The 16,429-nt window shown below is 50.5% G+C and carries 14 protein-coding genes; 4 read left to right on the top strand and 10 right to left on the bottom strand.

All coding sequences use genetic code 11. The features are described from left to right. The first annotated feature begins 176 nt into the window (after nt 1-176). Nucleotides 177-665: a GNAT family N-acetyltransferase gene (locus R6242_RS21080; protein WP_318430658.1), complete on the top strand. Its 489-nt coding sequence runs from the start codon at nt 177-179 to the stop codon at nt 663-665. Nucleotides 666-735: 70 nt separating this feature from the next. On the opposite strand, the gene R6242_RS21075 is transcribed toward R6242_RS21080, so the two are convergent. The 3 genes from R6242_RS21075 to R6242_RS21065 are packed head-to-tail and all read right to left on the bottom strand — an operon-like array spanning nt 736 to nt 3,353. After that, entirely contained in the window at nt 736-1,950 is a 1,215-nt protein-coding gene (locus R6242_RS21075) for a HAMP domain-containing sensor histidine kinase (protein ID WP_318430656.1), read from the bottom strand. A gap of 47 nt (nt 1,951-1,997) precedes the next feature. Continuing rightward, entirely contained in the window at nt 1,998-2,681 is a 684-nt protein-coding gene (locus tag R6242_RS21070) for a response regulator transcription factor (protein WP_318430654.1), read from the bottom strand. 12 nt (nt 2,682-2,693) lie between these two features. Further along, complete coding sequence (locus R6242_RS21065) at nt 2,694-3,353, bottom strand: Spy/CpxP family protein refolding chaperone (protein ID WP_293931820.1); 660 nt, start codon at nt 3,351-3,353, stop codon at nt 2,694-2,696. Nucleotides 3,354-3,441: 88 nt separating this feature from the next. Here R6242_RS21065 and R6242_RS21060 point away from each other — a divergent pair, with 88 nt between their 5' ends. After that, on the top strand, nt 3,442-3,822 hold the full coding sequence (locus tag R6242_RS21060) for a Rid family detoxifying hydrolase (protein ID WP_293931822.1): 381 nt from the start codon (nt 3,442-3,444) through the stop codon (nt 3,820-3,822). Nucleotides 3,823-3,895: 73 nt separating this feature from the next. On the opposite strand, the gene R6242_RS21055 is transcribed toward R6242_RS21060, so the two are convergent. Genes R6242_RS21055 through R6242_RS21035 form a run of 5 tightly spaced genes read right to left on the bottom strand, consistent with a single transcriptional unit; the run spans nt 3,896 to nt 8,809 of the window. Next, entirely contained in the window at nt 3,896-5,311 is a 1,416-nt protein-coding gene (locus R6242_RS21055; RefSeq protein ID WP_318430652.1) for a TolC family protein, read from the bottom strand. 9 nt (nt 5,312-5,320) lie between these two features. Then, nucleotides 5,321-6,184 carry an HlyD family secretion protein gene (locus tag R6242_RS21050; RefSeq protein ID WP_318430650.1) on the bottom strand — a complete coding sequence of 288 codons (864 nt, stop codon included), beginning with the start codon at nt 6,182-6,184 and terminating at the stop codon, nt 5,321-5,323. Between the two features lie 5 nt (nt 6,185-6,189). Then, entirely contained in the window at nt 6,190-6,387 is a 198-nt protein-coding gene (locus tag R6242_RS21045) for a DUF1656 domain-containing protein (RefSeq protein ID WP_293931828.1), read from the bottom strand. Beyond that, nucleotides 6,384-8,351, bottom strand: coding sequence for an FUSC family protein (locus tag R6242_RS21040; protein WP_318430649.1), 1,968 nt, complete (start codon nt 8,349-8,351; stop codon nt 6,384-6,386). Before R6242_RS21040 ends, R6242_RS21045 begins: the two co-directional genes overlap by 4 nt. After that, on the bottom strand, nt 8,348-8,809 hold the full coding sequence (locus tag R6242_RS21035; protein WP_318430647.1) for a MarR family winged helix-turn-helix transcriptional regulator: 462 nt from the start codon (nt 8,807-8,809) through the stop codon (nt 8,348-8,350). The genes R6242_RS21040 and R6242_RS21035 overlap by 4 nt, the downstream gene beginning before the upstream one ends. 218 nt (nt 8,810-9,027) lie before the next feature. Here R6242_RS21035 and R6242_RS21030 point away from each other — a divergent pair, with 218 nt between their 5' ends. Continuing rightward, nucleotides 9,028-11,817: a pitrilysin family protein gene (locus tag R6242_RS21030; protein WP_318430645.1), complete on the top strand. Its 2,790-nt coding sequence runs from the start codon at nt 9,028-9,030 to the stop codon at nt 11,815-11,817. A gap of 403 nt (nt 11,818-12,220) precedes the next feature. Here R6242_RS21030 and R6242_RS21025 read toward each other — a convergent pair whose 3' ends face one another. Both R6242_RS21025 and R6242_RS21020 read right to left on the bottom strand, forming a co-directional pair. Next, nucleotides 12,221-14,674 (bottom strand): ABC transporter permease, encoded by a 2,454-nt coding sequence (locus R6242_RS21025; protein WP_318430644.1) that lies wholly within the window; start codon nt 14,672-14,674, stop codon nt 12,221-12,223. A 180-nt stretch (nt 14,675-14,854) separates the two neighbouring features. Beyond that, the gene (locus tag R6242_RS21020) at nt 14,855-15,553 is read right to left on the bottom strand and encodes an ABC transporter ATP-binding protein (RefSeq protein WP_318430642.1); all 699 of its coding nucleotides are present in this window, start codon (nt 15,551-15,553) and stop codon (nt 14,855-14,857) included. Between R6242_RS21020 and R6242_RS21015 the strand changes: the two genes are divergently transcribed. After that, nucleotides 15,552-16,148, top strand: coding sequence for an arylesterase (locus R6242_RS21015; RefSeq protein ID WP_318430639.1), 597 nt, complete (start codon nt 15,552-15,554; stop codon nt 16,146-16,148). The two genes, R6242_RS21020 and R6242_RS21015, sit on opposite strands and share 2 nt — an antisense overlap. Nucleotides 16,149-16,429 lie beyond the last annotated feature (281 nt).

Below are 16,429 nucleotides of genomic sequence, written 5' to 3'. Positions count from 1 at the left end.
ACAGCCCCTTTTGCATCTGGATTGGGTTGATTGCCATGACGACCACTCCAAAAAAGAACGTTCGTTCACCTTAGGCCTTTTAGGTGGTTTGAGCAAGGAGGTTGAGCAAGAGACATAATCAGGTTCTTTTATGTATGGCATATGAAGAATTTCCTTTAGCGATTTAAGGTGCTGCAATGAATATTATTCCAATGACCCCAGCATGGTTTTCTCAATTTTGGCCGACTTTTGCGGCGATTATTCAGGCAGAAGAGACCTATGCCTTTGAGGCGGGGCTTAGTGAGCAGCAGGCCTATGAGTTATGGTGCGTGTTGCCTACAGAGACTTTTGTGCTGGTCGAAGACGGCGAGTTGCTTGGCTCTTATTATATAAAGCCCAACGCCAGTGGGCCAGGTGCGCATGTTTGTAATTGTGGCTATATGGTGGCGGCAGCAGCGCGAGGTAAAGGCGTTGCTCAGCGCCTTTGCTTGCATTCCCAGCAGCGGGCCTTGGCCTTGAGGTTTAAAGCCATGCAATTTAATGCCGTGGTTTCCACTAATACGGTGGCGGTGGCGCTGTGGCAAAAGCTGGGGTTTGAGGTAGTGGGTAGAGTGCCTAAAGCTTATCAGCATAAAAGCTTGGGCTTGGTTGATACCTTGGTGATGTATAAATGGCTGGCAGACTAGAAAAAACGCAGTCCATAAAGACACGAAGAAACCAAGAAAACTAGACATAAGCTCTGCTTGATCTATTTACTTACTTTTTTAAACTCACTTTAAAGCAGCTACCCCCATCCATTGGGGCATGATATTCAACGCTGCCGCCGTGGTGCTCGGCAATGCGTTTTACTAAGGCTAAGCCTAGGCCATGGCCGCCTTTGCCTTCTGGTGTGCCGGGGGGGCGATAAAATGGCTCGAATAAATGGGGCTGGGCTGCTGCTGCAATGCCTTTGCCTTGGTCGCAAATAGAGAGACAAACGTTTTCTGCCGTTTGACTGATGTGAATACTCAATGGGGCTAGGCCATAGCGCGCGGCATTTTCTAATAGATTGCGTACCAGCCGTTTTAATAGCCGTGGGTCGGCATCAATATAGGTGCTTGGGCCTTCCACGCTTGCTTGGTAAGGGGCGGCTTCAATTTGGCATAGTTCAAGTAGATCAATCGATTGAGTTTGTAAGCTAGTGGGCTTGGCATCTAGCCTGCTCATCAGCAAGATTTCTTCTACTAGCTCGTTCAGCTCATTAATATTTTGGCTTAATTCGGTTTGTAAATGCGCTGGGGCGTGTTCTCCTAAAAGCGTGGCTGCCATTTGTAAGCGGGCCAGTGGTGAGCGTAATTCATGTGAGGCGTGGGCAAGTAGGTTTTTGTGCGCATCCAGTAGCTCGGCAATTTGCTCGGCCGCGTGGTTAAAGCGGCTGGATAGTCTAGAAACTTCATCTTTGCCACGCACGGGTAAGCGGGCGGAAAAATCTCCTTCTGCCAGCGCATCCAGTTGGTTGGCCAAGGCCTCTAGGCGGCGGGTAAGCTTACGCGTCAGTGGCAACGCGCCAATGGCAACGGCCAGCGCCAGCAGGACAAAACTACCTAAGAGGCCAAAGTTTTTTTCGCGGTGGCGGGGTGGGGATAGGGTAAGCAGGCGCTGATCAGGCATGCGCAGCTGAATAAAGCGTGGTTTACGGCGTTCAGGCTCGTTTAAGGTGTCCCCTGTGCTGGCAATGAGTTGCCCATTGGCCGTATAAAAGCTGATGGGCACATCAAATTCCTGAGTGAGCTTGGTAAACGCAGTGGCTTGCTCGGCAATAGGGGCGCTGGCAGGTGGCAGTGCGGCGGCCAGCAGGTTGGCGGTGCCGTGGAGCAGGCGCTTGGGAGGCGGATCGTCATGCAATTGGTAGAGCAGGCCTGCCAAGATGGCAAAGAGAGCGAGGCTACTGACCACGGTAAAGTAAATCTGCCAATAGAGCTTGTGCCGCACGGTGAGTCCTTGCTTTGCTTTATGTTGGGAGCTTAGCGCTCTAAGGCTTAATCATCATTCTTAGCAAACACATAACCCACACCCCGTACGGTGATAATGCGTTTGGGCGATTTTGGATCGTCGCCCAGCGCTGCGCGGAGTTTGGAAATATGTACATCGATACTGCGATCAAAGGCTTCCAGTGCCTCACCACGCACTTGATCCATGATTTGCTCACGGCTCATCACCTTGCCAGCGTGGCGAGCGAGGCATAGCAGCAGATCAAACTGATAGCTGGTGATATTGCAATCTTGCCCAGCCAGCTGCACGCTGCGGGCGTCTGGGTCTATCTCAATATTATTAAACCGTAAGCTGCCATCAGACGGCGTGCTATGGCGGCGCAAGATGGCGCGTAGCCTTGCCAGTAATTCTCTGGCATCAAAAGGTTTAGCCAAATAATCATCCGCACCCAGCTCTAAACCGACGATTCTATCGGTGACATCACCTCGGGCGGTGAGCATCAGTATGGGCAGCGGATGAGTTTGGCGAATCTGCCGACATAAATCCAAGCCATCGGTGTCCGGCAGCATTAAGTCTAAAATCAGCGCCGAAAAATGTTGGCTGGCAAGCGCTGCCAAACCACTTTTACCGTCATCGCTAATCACCACACTAAACCCATGCTGGCGCAAGTATTCGGCCAGCATGGCGGTGAGACGTTGATCGTCGTCGATTAGTAAAAGTGATTTGCTCATGCGCTAAGTTCTTTATTTAGGTTGATGTTTATCACCACGATGGCCGCGGCGTTGTTCCATTTTTTCAACCAGCTTCAGTCTTTGCTCTGGCGTGAGGATACGGCTGGCTTCGGCCATAAGAGCGGTGAGTTTACGCGAAGAATCATCCATGGCCTTGATTTTAGCGGCGCGCAAGGTTTCAAGCTGTGCGGCATCCACGGTGCTTTGGCTAAATAATTTACGCAGCTCATCGTGATCATTTTTCATGGATTCACGTTGGATTTTCATCTCGGCAAAAGCTTGCTCGGCCAGCGGCTTAAGTTGGCTTTTTTGTGCATCAGTAGCATTGATCTCTTGCAGCATTTTTTCTAAGCGGCCTTGCATCATTTTTTGCATTTGCTCAGGATTGCCGTGGCGCATTCCTGGGCCGCCACAATGATCGGGGGCTGCGGCATAGGCTAGGCCGCCGAGTGAAAGACCGATCACGGTGATGATGGCGGCACGGCGATGACGGTGTTGGAATTTAGCTTTCAGTGCATCAAACATAATGGCTTCCTTGGGAATGAATAGGCTTGCAACACCTACAGAATAGCCACCGGAGGTAAAGCGTTTGTGTGCTTTGTGTAAAGTTGTGTAAAGCATAAGCCGTGCAGACTCGGGTATCATTGCGCCTACCGATTGATTGATCGTCATCAGCAGTGCCTGCCCACAGCTTTGTGCCCCAAAAGGGTGTTTGGCATTGCTTATAGCGGTGATCGCTATTCATTAACAAGGACACATCATGAAAGATTTACATACCAGCCAAGCTCCTGCCGCCATCGGCCCTTACGTTCAGGCTAAAGATATTGGCCAGCTCGTATTTACTTCTGGCCAGCTCCCTATCAATGTCGCCACGGGTGAGATGCCTGCTGCGCCGGGTGAGCAAGCGACACAATGCCTAGTGAATGCGGCGGCGATTATTGCAGAAGCGGGCTTGACTGCCGCTAACATCATTAAAACCACTGTTTTTGTTAAAGATTTAAATCATTTTGCTGAAATTAACGAAGCATATAGCCGCTTCTTTGAAGGCACCGGTAGCTACCCAGCTCGTAGCTGCGTAGAAGTTGCACGTTTGCCTAAAGACGCGTTGGTAGAAATTGAAGTGATTGCACTACGTAGTTAAGCCATATTGGGTTTGCTAGCTCTTGATAGCAAACCCAACCTTTGATGTATAAAGCGGCTCGTCCTGATGCAGCTTATTCTTCCCACCCTCCGCCTAGCGCCATAAATACCGCAATCTGATTGCTGGCTAGGGCTGCGTTTGAGCTGGCAAGCGCGCTTTCTGCGCTGGCTAGGCTGCGATTGGCGTCTAGCACGGTAAGAAATGTAGTTTTACCTGCTTTATAGAGTTGCTGCGCTTGGCTGGCGGCCTCGGTACTGGCACCACGGGCTTTGACTAAGGCGGCGTTACGATCTAGCTCGCGGGCGTAAAGGGTCAGGGCGCTTTCTACTTCGCGCAGTGCGGTGAGCACGGTGGAATCAAACTTAGCTAAAGCCCCTTCCGCCCCTGCCGTAGCGGCGTTGATTCTGGCACGGACGGCCCCAGTGCTGGGGATGGTCCATGAAATCAGCGGGCCTATGCCCCAACGCATGGTGTTGTTATCACCAAATTGATCGAGCAAACCGGTTGATCCACCGCTCAATCCAATGCTGATGGTGGGGTAAAGATCAGCGGTCACTACACCAATACGGGCCGTGGCCGCTGCTAGGCCGCGCTCGGCTTGGCGAATATCAGGGCGGCGGCGGAGTAGATCGCTGCCTTTGCCACTGGGAATGGTGCTACTGGCGAGCTGCGGCGTAGTGTTGCACTGCAAGACGGAAGGGGGAAGTGCTTTTTCTATAGCTTCAGGAACATGGCCGGTGAGTACAGCAAGCCGGTACATGGCGATGCGACGCTGGGCTTCTAAAGGCGGTAGGGCGGCTTGTAATTGGGCGAGTTGCCCGCGCGAGCGCACCACGTCTAAGGAGGTTCCTCGGCCTGCTTTAAACAGCTTTTCATCTAAGCCTAAGCTTTGTTGCTGTAAGTTAACCGATTGCCCTGCTACCTGCAGTTGTTTACCAAATGAGCAGATATCGGCAAAGGCACGGGTGGTTTCGCCAGCGACTGAGACTCGGACTAAATCGTAAGCGGCTTTAGCGGCTTCACTATCGGCTTGCGATGCTTCAATCCCACGGCTAATTTTGCCGACCAGATCAAATTGGTAAGCCAAATTAACGCCGGTATCGTAGCTAAAGTCGTCTTCTAAAGCTTTGGGTGAGCCTTTGGCCGCACCAGACGCGCGGCCATAGCCGGGCGCTGCATTCATGCTGATATTTGGAGATTGCAGGCTTTGCGCTTCACCCACTAAAGCGCGGCTACGGGCTAGATTAGCCGCAGCTTGGCGCAGATCGGTGTTGGCCGCAAAGGCGTCTTCAAGCAATTTATTTAATGCAGGCTCACGGTAAAGCTGCCACCAGTTTTTGGGCAGGGGCTGCTCATTATCACTGCTGATAAATGCGCCTTGTGCATTGTTGGTATCAATTTTGCTGTCTGCAGGACCTTGGTAATTGGGGCCAACGGCCGCACAGCCAGCCAAGGCAATCATCAGCAGAAGAGGTATTTTTTTAAACATAATGACCTCTTAGCGCTTGGTATTAGGGTTGACGTTTACCGTGACGGTTTGCCCAGAAACCAGCCGCACATCTGCAGGAATTTTATCTAGCGCAACACGCACTGGGATACGCTGGGCTAAGCGCACCCAGTTAAATGTGGGGTTAATATTGGGTAATAGATTGCTACCGGTGCCGCGATCCCTATCGGTAATCCCTGCGGCAATGCTTTCTACATGGCCGGTGATGGCGGTTTTTTGGCCCATGATATTCATGGTTACGCTGTCATTTAGGTGAATTTTATCTAGCTTGGTTTCTTCAAAATAACCTTCCACATAGAAAGAATCACGGTCGAGTAGCGCCAGCATGGGCTTGCCAGCAGTGGCAAAACCGCCTTTTTGTAAATCTAAATTGGTCACCACGCCATTTACTGAGGCATAAATGCGCGAGCGGGCCAGATTGAGCTTTGCCACATCATGGTTAGCTACTGCTTGAGCCAGCGCGGCTTGTAGCGATTCAACTTTAGCCTGTGTCTGCTCAATGCTTTCTTGTGATAACAGCCCGCTGAGCGAGCGATTACGCTGGGCCTCACGCTCTGCTTGCTTTAAGGCGCTACGCTGGGCCAGCTCTGCTGCGGCAGCTTGGCGCAAGGAGAGCGTAAAGCGCTCTGTATCAATCTCAAATAAAAGATCGCCAGTTTTAACCTGCTGATTATCTTTTACTGCCACGGCGGTAATTTGGCCGCTAACATCGGGCGCCACTTGAATCACTTGCACGCGAATGCGGCCATTGCGTGTCCAAGGCTCAACTTCATAATAATTCCAAAGCCGCAGGCCGGTAAAAATAGCGGCGCTAACAATGGCGAGGGTGATCAGGATTTTAATCATTTTTTTCATTAACATTAACTCTTTGCAAGCGTTTGTATTAGGCCTAATAGCACGAGGTAAAGCGCAGTATCAAATAGCGCTGGATGCCATACCCAGTGATAAAAGCCCACACGTTTAAATATCCAGCGGCTAAGCCAGTAAGGAATAAAAGTAACAATGGTCAGTAGCAGTAGTTGTGGCACAAAGAGCCCAAATAGCTCAACTTCCATCATGATTTGGTCTCCTGATAGGGCGCTGCCTGTGGGAATAAATCACGGCGTATTCCGACTAAGGCAGCAATTAAATTGAGTTGAACTGCCGCGTTAGGGGCGCGAATGGCCCCATGCAATGTTTGATCTAATTGCGCCAATAAGGGGCGGCTAGCGGTGTGTGGGCGTTGTAAAAAATACTGTGATAACTGCGCAAGCAACGCTTTGATCTGCTCTGGAAGCTGCTCTTGGTAGCGAATCAGCACGGTTATTTCGTGACCAATACGTAAATCGATTAGCACATCACGAGCGGGCTGGGTATCGGCTAGCAAAGAGAGGCGGGGCGCGAGTAAACCCAGCCTATCAATCATGCGGGCGGTAAATGCGGGTGAGGGTATGGCGGCGTGAGAGAGCTGGGCTAAATCTCGCCAGCCTGCCCGTAGCAGCCGGTTGACAATCCATTCGCTACTGAAAGAGCGAATCAAACTGGTTACAAATAAGGCACAGGCAATCCCTGTTAATTCCCCCACTTTATTATTTAAGAATGAATTCATATCGGCCATGGCCGTGTCTTGCAGGGCCAAGGTGCTGGCAATAATCAAAGTAATCATCAGGGCCGGAAATGCACTGGCTGGCCGCAGCATAAATACCCCTAAAATTAAAAAAGTGGGGAACATCAAGAGCGCCAACATCCCAAAACTACTGGCGGCGGGCATGGCGGCAAGCAGATAAAAAGCCGAAATAGGGATCGTGGCAAAGCTTAAAATAAATGTGGCCTTAATGGCTGGGGCTGGGTCATCCAAGGTGGCAAATAAGGAGCACGCTACCGCCGCCATCACGGGTGCCATCAGCCCTGATGGCCAAGCGCTGATAATCCAAAATGCACCACTTAATAAGATAGAAATAGCCGCGGTAAGTGCGGATCTAAACGCAATTCCCCTATCAAAATGCAGTGTTCTAATGCCGGTATGGCCCACGATCGTTTCAAGCTCGGCACTTAAAATCGATGAAGTTTGACCCATGCCATGGCGGATTTTTGCGGTATCACTCCAAGCTTGAATCAGCGCACTTAAACGGGCGGCTAGATTAATCAGCAGCATCTCTTGCCAATCTTCTTGGGGGGCAGGGGTGAGCGCTTTAAGCTGATCTTGTAATGCTTCGGCTTCTGCTGGATTTGCCCCAGCATCAATCCATGCCGCAATCCGTGCGAGTAACGCTTGCCAAGGTTCGGACAACTCACCCAAGCTGTGTAAGCGGTCTTCAATGGCGTAGAGCAGCGGCAGCATCAGCGCTAATTGATCACAGAGCGCATTCACTAAGCGTGCTGCCCAGCTTAGGCGTGAGGTGTCAAAGGGTAGGTGGGTAGCTAAAATACGCAGCTCAGATAAGGTGGCGGACATATTGCGCCGATCACTATCGGTATCTTGCACACGGTTTAAAGCATTTAGAGACCAAGCACTGGCTTTTTTACGGGCACCATCTATGCGGGCCAAAATGCTGGGGCCAACAGGGACGGGGAAAATCAAGCTATGAATCAGCGAGGCGCACACAATCCCCAGGGTGATTTCTTCGACACGGGCTAGCGCCACATCAAAAATCCCCGCTGGATTACTGACGCTGGGAAAACCAATCAGCGCACAGGTGTAGCCTGCTAATAAGAATAAATAGCTACGTGGGGTGCGATCCAATAGCGAAATATAAATACATAGGCCAATCCATAAGGCCAGTGCCAGCAAGAGTAATTCTGGGGCATTGACTAAGTTTGGCACCAAAAGCAAAGTCACTGCCGAGCCAATCAGCGTGCCTACCACGCGATAAACTGCTTTAGAGCGCACCGCACCAGAATAGGGGTTGGCAACGATATACACCGTAAGCATGGCCCAAAATGGCCGCTGTAAATCCATGCTAAAGGCGATATACAGCGCCAACATGGCGGCGGCAAAGGTTTTAAGCGAAAAAGCAAGCTCGCCAAAAGTAGGCAGCTTCACTTGGCACCTGCGGCTAAAAATTGCTCTAAAGAGCCTTGTAGGCGGCCAAAAACGTGTTGGCAAGTTTGCATTTCTTCAATAGAAATATCAGCAAACACCCATGTTCTTAGCTCGGCCAGTACTACTTCCATTTTGTCTGCATGCTTGCGACCTTCATCGGTTAGGCATAGGTTTTTGGCGCGTCTATCTTGTGTGTCTTCGCTGCGTAAAACCAATTGATCGGCCACGAGGCGATCAATCACGCGGATTAAAGAAGCCGCTTCAATCCCTACCATTTCGGCCAATACCCCATGGCGAATGCCTGCTTCGCTGCGGCCTATCAGCACTAAGGGCCAAGCACCGGCTAAGGTTAAATCATGGCGATGCGCGCATTGATCGACGGCGCGGCGATACAGCCGCGACAGCAGAGTAAGATCGCTAGCGAGCGCAATACTTAATTGGGTTCTGATCGGATCCATATACCTCCCATAGCTAATAGTTAGCATGGTAACTATTTTAGTGTCAGCTTGCACCCTTACTATTGCCATGTTTTATCGTATTCAGTTAAATATACTGACTTGAGTTGGAGTTAATAACATTGCGTCCTTGCATGAAATGCTTTCTCTTTATGCTGCAATATGGACATAATCCGGTAAGTTATCTTCTCGTCATAAACCGCTCATTATCGATGGAAACTATGAAGCCACCTCGCCTTACGTTTTTAAGCTTAGCCCTCACTTTTGCTTTCCTCCCTACAATCAGCCCTGCGGCAGCCAAGCCACAAGCCAGCTCGCAAGCGGTGGTAGCAGGGATCAAGCTGATTCGTACCGTAGAAGGGATTCAGGAATATCAATTAGATAATGGTCTTAAAGTATTACTGGTGCCAGATGCTAGTAAGCCAGTGACTACGGTGAATATCACTTATCGGGTGGGTTCAAAGCACGAAAACTATGGCGAAACGGGCATGGCCCATCTGCTAGAACATCTGATGTTTAAGGGTAGTAAGGCGCATCCAAGATTGTGGGAAGAAATGAGCCAGCGTGGCGTGCAGTTTAATGGCACCACTTGGCTTGATCGCACCAATTACTATGAAACGTTCGCGGCAAAGCCAGAGACTTTGGAGTGGGCGATCTCGATGGAAGCGGATCGGATGGTGAATTCGCGCATCTCTGGCGACGATCTAAAAACCGAGTTTTCTGTTGTTCGCAATGAAATGGAAAAAAACGAAAATTCGCCTTCACGCGTGCTCATCCAACGCGTGCTGTCGGCGGCGTATCAGTGGCATAACTACGGTAAAGATACGATTGGTGCACGTACCGACGTAGAAAACGTCAGCATTCCACGCTTGCAAGATTTTTGGCGCAAATATTATCAGCCCGATAACGCGGTACTGGTGGTGGCAGGCTCGTTTGATACCGCCCAAACGCTGAAGCTAATTGAAAAGAAATTTGGCGTGATTCCACGGCCTAAACGCGTTATTGAAGCCACTTACACCCTAGACTCTGTACAAGATGGTGAACGTAGCGTGGTGGTGCGTCGTGTGGGCGATAGTCAGTTTGTGGCGGCTACCTACCATACCGTGCCTGCTGCTCACCCTGATTACGCAGCTTTTGAAGCGCTGCAAGTGATTTTGGGCGATACGCCAAATGGCCGTTTATATAAATCGCTGGTAGAAAGTAAATTAGGCACGGGCGTATTTTCATGGTCGGCTAATTTAGAAGAACCAGGTTTTATCATGTTTGGCGCGGAGCTACGCAGTGAGCAAAATATTGTTTTTGCAACCGAGCTAAAAAACGATCAAACCATCGCGATGGCTAAAAAAGTATTAATCAATACCGTCGAAGATTTAGCCACTAATCCGATTAGCGATGAAGAACTAAGCCGCGCCAAGGCCAAAATTGATAGCGATATGGCCAAAGTATTTAATAGCCCAGAACAATTGGGCGTGGCTTTATCGGATCATATTGGTAATGGCGATTGGCGTTTGTTATTGCTATTAAGAGATCGCATTAAAGCCCTGACTAAAGCTGATGTGCAACGCGTCGCGCAAACTTGGTTAAAAGCCAGCAATCGCACTATCGGCGAGTTTATTCCAGAAGCCGATCCGCAGCGTGCACCGAAACCCGCTAAGGTGGATTTGGCCGCGCAATTGCAGCAGTTTAAACCGGGTGTTGCCGTGGCAGCAGGCGAGAGCTTTGTGGCTACGCCAGAGAATATCGATAAGCGCACGCATAGTGGCCAATTTGCCAATGGTATGAAATACGCTTTCTTACCTAAAACCACGCGGGGTAATACCGTTTCGGCCAGCTTATCTTTTAATATGGGCAATGAAAGTAATTTAAAAAATAAGGCCATGATTGCAGGTTTAACCGCAGAAATGCTGGATCGCGGCACTAAAAAACTCACCAGCAAGCAGTTTTCTGAGCAATTAGATCAGCTGCAAGCCAAATTGCAAATTAATGGCGATGTGAATCATTTATCTATTTATGTAGAAACGATAAAGGATAAATTGCCTAAAGTATTGGATTTAGTTAACGATGCTTTGCGTCAACCTGCGTTTGATGAAGCAGAGTTTGCGCTGCTGATTAATCAAGAATTGGCTCAGCTAGAATCTTCACGCAAGGAGCCGCAGCCAATTGCTTCTGATTTGCTTAGCGTGCATTTAAATACATGGCCGGTTGGCGATCCACGCGCTTATATCTCTATTGAGCAACGCATTCTTCAATTGAAAGCGATTAAATTGGCTGAGCTTAAATCGTTCTGGCAAGAGTATTACGGTGCGAATCATGCTGAAGTTGCCGTGGTGGGCGATTTTGACGAGGCGGTGATTAAGGCACAATTGGCCGAGCAATATGGTAATTGGCAAGCCAAGCAAGATTACGCAAGGCTAAGCAAGCCTTTTCAGGGGAATAAGCCGCTGGATATCAAACAGCAAACCCCTGATAAAGCCAATGCCTTTTTTGTGGGCCGTTTAGCCTTGCCGGTTGGTGATCAGCACGCTGATTACCCTGCTTTAGTGTTAGCTAATTACTTATTAGGCGGCAGCATGAATTCCAGAATATTGGAACGCATTCGCCAGAAAGATGGAATTAGCTATGGTGGCGGCTCTAGATTGCAAGCCTCTGCCACCGATGAATCGGGAAGCTTTGTGACTTACGCTATTTACGCCCCAGAAAATCGTGCCAAGTTAGAAACGGGGATGCGTGAAGAAATCGCTAAAGCGCGCCAAGAAGGCTTTAAGGCTGAAGAGGTAAAATTAGGTAAAGAGAGTTTCTTGCAGCAAGTGCAATTAGCCCGTACTCAGGATGGAAGCCTTGCTGGTGCATTAAACAGCAATCTATACCTTGGCCGAACGATGCAATTTAGCGCTGAGTTTGAAGCAAAAATTGCCGCGCTTACACCAGAGCAAGTGAAGGCCGTGATGGTGAAATACCTCGATCCAGCGCAGCTTTCTGTGGTGTATGTTGGTGATTTTGCGAAGAAGTAAATGTAAATTCATAGCTTAGTATTGAAAATAAAGCCCAACATTCTGCATAAGATTGTTGGGCTTTGTGGTTTTTAGTGGCAAATTTAAACCTGTGTTTGCATGCATAAGGGCTTAATTCAAGCTGATTAGCGTGATAGCTCAGCAAAAAGTCATTTCAAATTTTAAATGCATCAAAATTGTCATCCCCGAGTGTTTTTATCGGAGATCCAGAGATTTGGAGTGCCGCAGGGCTGGATTCCCGCCATCCGTGGAATGACGATTCAATATGCTGTAGGGGCGCTGCTTGCTGCGCCCTGTTCAGCGAGGGCGCAGCAAGCAGCGCCCCTACGAGTTAACTCTATTCACGTTGATATGCTCAGACCAATGACAAAAAATGAGCAAGAGACATAATCAGGTAATTCAATTACCCCGCATCCCGTAACAACACCATTGGCGATGTTTTGCTGATCTTATGTAAGCGTCTGAGTACGGCTAATCCCGTGATGATGGCTCCTGTAATCAAGCTGGCAAAAGGCAGCCAATAGTTGAAGGCCACGGGTAGCTCTAGTAATTCTTGGCCGATGACTACGCCGCCGATACTGGCCATTAATCCGGCAATTAGCCCTGCAATACTGCCAAGCAGTAGGCTTTCAGCCAGCCACAGATTGCGCAGCTTTTTAGATGTTGCCCCCAGCGCCCGCAAGATGGCGGCCTCGCGGCTACGTTCGGTTTCGGTGGTGTCCAGCGCGGCAAACAGCACCGTGATACCGGCGGCGATGCAGAATATAAACACCAGCCTTAATGCCGCAGCAGATAAATCTAAAATGCGCCGCACTTCAGTGAGCACTTGGCCAACGTCGATAATGGTGACATTCGGTAGGGCTTGCACCAGCTCTGGCACTCGCTTTTTGTCTGCCTCGCTTAAATAAAAGCTGCTGATGAGGCTGGCGGGCAGCTCGGCCACCAGCGACTTGCTGGCCACAACAAAGAAATTCACCTTAAACGAATCCCAATTAACTTCGCGTAGATTCATCACTGGCGCCGTGATGGTGGTGCCTGCAATATCAAAGCTCAGCACATCCCCTAGCTTGATGTTTAAGGTTTTAGCCAGCCCCGCCTCTACCGAAAAACCGGGCTGCGTTTCAGTTAATGGTTTCCCCGCTGTGATGCGGTTGTCGGCGTTTAAGCTATCGCCCCAAGATAGATTGAATTCTCGTTCGGCGAGGCGCTGAGCATTTTCTGCTTTAAACGCTTGCGGCTTAACCGCGGTTTTATTTTGCATCGTCCAGCGGCCACGAATCATGCTGTACAGGGCGGGGGGAGCAAGCTGCTTATCGCTAAATACGTGCTCAAAGCGCAAAGCCTGCTCGGGTTGGATATTAACGGCAAAATGATTTGGCGCATTAGCAGGAATACGGCCTTCCCAAGCTTTGAGTAAATCGCCTTCCACCACGGTCAGCAGCCAGATACCTAACAGGCCAATGGCGAGTGCCCCCAATTGCGTGAAGGCGAGCGCTGGGCGGCGCAATAACTGGCGTAGCGCTAACTGCAATGGGTGTTCTGGCAGTAGGCGTGGCATCAGCCAGAGCAGCAGCAGGCCACATCCACCTGCTAGCAGCAAAGTGGCGGCAATACCGCCGCCTACCATGAGCGCAAGTTTGGCCTCGCTGGCAATCCACCATAGCAAGAGCATTAACGCGAGCAGCGTTAAAGCCCATTGCAAAATGAGGCTGGCTTTGGGTTCTAACTCATGGCGCAGCACTCGCAGTGGCGGAGTGTTGGCGAGCGCTAGCAACATTGGCCCAGCGCTGCCCATGAGCAGCACCAAGCCCAATAACGATGCCATCAACCATGGCAAAATATTGCCAGCAGGCAAAGGCGCGGGCAGGCGATCCTGAATACTGAATACCAGCAAACTTTGTGCGCCCCAGCCGAGTAAGCCCCCAAGCAGGCTGGCCGCCAGCGTCAGCAGGGCTAGTTGTGATAACAGCAATGTGCGCACTGTGGCGCGGCTTGCTCCTAGCGTGCGCAGCAGCGCCACGGTATCAAAATGACGGCTGGCAAAGCGCCGTGCTGCCAACAAAATCGCCATGGCGGCTAAGCAGCCTGCTAGCAAGGATGTCAGGCGTAAAAAGCGCTCAGCCCGCTCTAAAGCGGTTTTTACTTCGGGGCGGGCGTCTTTAACGTTTTCTAGTTTTTCGCCACGGCCAAGCTTTGGCTGCATCGCCTGATGCCAGATGGTCACGGTGGCGGGCGGGCCAGCCACCAGTAGGCGATATTTTACTCGGCTGCCAAAACCTAATAAGCCACTGGCGGCTAAATCTTGATGATTAATCATGAGCCGAGGCTGAATGCCAGAAAAATCCATCGCTGCATCGGGCTCGCGCTCAATCAGCCCCGCCAGTTTTAGCTTGAGCTGGCCAAGCTCAAGCGTGTCGCCGATTTGTAGTTTTAAAGTGGCCGCTAGTCGCGTATCGGCAAAGGCCGTCCCCGCTTGCGGCGCCGTAGAGGCATGGCCGTCAGGCGCAAGCTTGAGTAAGCCGCGCAGCGGATATGCATGGCTGACTGCCTTCACCGACGACAGCATTACCTGGCCATTAAAGCCCGCCATGCTCGGAAAAACCGCTGTTTCTGCCGTCGTTAATCCCCGCGCCTCAGCCGCCTGCTTAAAATCAGCGGCCAGTGGGTGATCTGAGCTAATGACCGCATCGGCCGCCAGCAAATCATTGGCCTCTAGCGCCAGCAACTTCTCCATGCGGCCAGCCAACAGCCCCACGGCCGTCAGCGCCGCAATTGCAATAATCAACGCCGCCAGCAAAGTACGATATTCGCCAGCCTGAAAACTGCGATAAAACAAACGCCAGCTGAGTTTATTCATGGGGATGGGGCACTTTTGAGTACTTATTAGGCGGGTAAAATGTTTGATCCTGCCCACGCGTAGAGAATTGTGCTGAGCGCGTGGGCACGGGTACCCACCCTACATATTGGTGGGTTACCTTGAATAGATTGCCACGGCTGTGTGGGCATAAAGCCCATCTAAGAAGATTGCGGATTATGCTCACGCCGTTTCGCCGCTAAATTCAAGCTGTGTTCCTGCCGATAGCCGTAAGCGCCAGTTGCATCGGGCGGCGAGTTTTTCGTCGTGGGTAACCAGCACTAGTGTGGCCTTGCTTTCGCTATTGAGCTTAAATAAGAGATCGGCAATTGCCTCGCCCGTGGCGGCGTCTAGGCTGCCAGTTGGCTCATCGGCAAATAATATTTTTGGGTTGGCAGCAAAAGCGCGGGCAAGCGCGACGCGTTGCTGCTCGCCGCCGGATAATTGCCGAGGTGTATGCGCTAAGCGATGGCTAAGGCCAACGCGCTCTAGCCAGATTTTTGCCTGTGCGCTAGCATCTTTGCGGCCCGCTAACTCCAGCGGCAGCATGGTGTTTTCTAGCGCGGTTAACTCGGGTAAAAGCTGAAATGATTGAAATACAAAGCCAGAGATCTGCCCACGTAGCTCGGCACGCTGGTCTTCGTTTAAGCGGCTTAAATCTTGGCCTGCCAGCATAATTTGCCCACGCGATGCATCATCCAGCCCCGCCAACAGCGCCAGTAGCGTGGATTTTCCTGAGCCGGAGCTGCCAACAATTGCAAGGCTGGCTCCCGCTGGTAGTGAAAACTCAATATCATGTAAGAGATCAAGTTTTTCTACGGCGGTGAGGACTGTTTTACCAAGGCCGCGTACCGACAGCATTATTTCTGAGGAGTGGGTCATGCGTTCTCTCTTATTAGGGCTTTGCTGCTTGCTGAGCACTCAAGCGCAAGCAGCAAATATTCTAGTGTTTGGCGACAGCTTATCGGCTGGTTACGGCATTGCGGCAAGTAAAGCTTGGCCAGCACTGTTAGATAAAGACTTAGTTGCGCGTGGTAAACCTTGGCGAGTGATTAATGCCAGTGTGTCAGGAGAAACGACTGCTGGTGGGCTAACAAGGTTCCCGCAGGCTTTAAAAACACATCAGGCTAAAGTAGTGGTGCTGCAATTAGGTGCCAACGATGGCTTACGCGGCTTGCCGCTTGCTGCCATGGAAAAAAACCTAGCCAGCATGATTAAACTGGCCCAAGCCAGCGGCGCCAAAGTACATCTGATCGGTATGCAAATGCCGCCTAATTACGGCGCAGCCTATACCCAAGGCTTTGCGGCTATTTATCCGCGATTAGCCAAGCAATACAGTAGCAGTTTAACGCCTTTTTTACTGGCACCTGTCATCAAAAATACCGAACTCTTTCAGGGTGATCAGTTGCATCCCAAAGCTGAGGCGCAGCCGCTGTTGATGAAGATGGTTGAGAAAGATATGGGGATAATAAAATAGCCTTTAGGCGCACCTTACTCTCGCTGAGCGACATCATCAGCACAAGTTTTTATTATTTTAATTCCTTATTCCCGCACTAGATTCCAAGCTAGAGTCATAGGGGGGAGGATAGAGCTTCTCTCATAGGCAGCTCTATGACATTTGTGGGAATTTTAAATCTGTAGATACCGTCTTGCCGGTCAAGCATTTTGATACTCAGCTTGATATTTTTTTTGTGTTTTCAGGACGCCGAAGCACAGGTGAACCAATTTGCGCATGCAAGCACCAAGCGCCGACTTTTT

The organism is Iodobacter sp. CM08, assembly GCF_033446605.1.
Taxonomy (GTDB): domain Bacteria; phylum Pseudomonadota; class Gammaproteobacteria; order Burkholderiales; family Chitinibacteraceae; genus Iodobacter.
This window is presented reverse-complemented; position numbering and strand designations above follow the sequence as displayed.